The sequence below is a fragment of the Achromobacter sp. SIMBA_011 genome (assembly GCF_046535435.1).
Classification (GTDB): domain Bacteria; phylum Pseudomonadota; class Gammaproteobacteria; order Burkholderiales; family Burkholderiaceae_B; genus Achromobacter; species Achromobacter dolens.
Window position 1 is genome coordinate 1 of the sequence record NZ_JAWRWN010000858.1, and the last position, 253, is coordinate 253.

The following is a 253-nucleotide window of genomic DNA, read 5'->3' on the forward strand; positions in this document are numbered from 1 at the left end:
CGCGAGATTGAGCGCGCAACGCTCGCCCGCGCGTCCGGTGTCGGCGGCGCGGTTTTGCGCGTGGATGCTGCGCACGCGCACCGTTTCGCCGGCGGGCGCGAGCAGCATGGCGTCGCCGGTCTGCACGCGTCCCGCGAACACCGTGCCGGTCACCACCGTGCCCTGCCCCGTCAACGTGAACACGCGATCGACGGCCAGCCGGAACAGGCCGTCGTCGCGGCGCGCCTGCCACGCGGTCGCGCGCTCACGCAGG

The 253-nt window shown here is 74.7% G+C and carries 1 protein-coding gene; it reads right to left on the reverse strand.

Features of this window, described 5'->3' with window-relative positions; translation table 11 throughout:
* Window positions 1-253: EF-Tu/IF-2/RF-3 family GTPase (locus SB816_RS33435; protein WP_410548432.1), on the reverse strand; the 253-nt coding region annotated here is incomplete at both ends.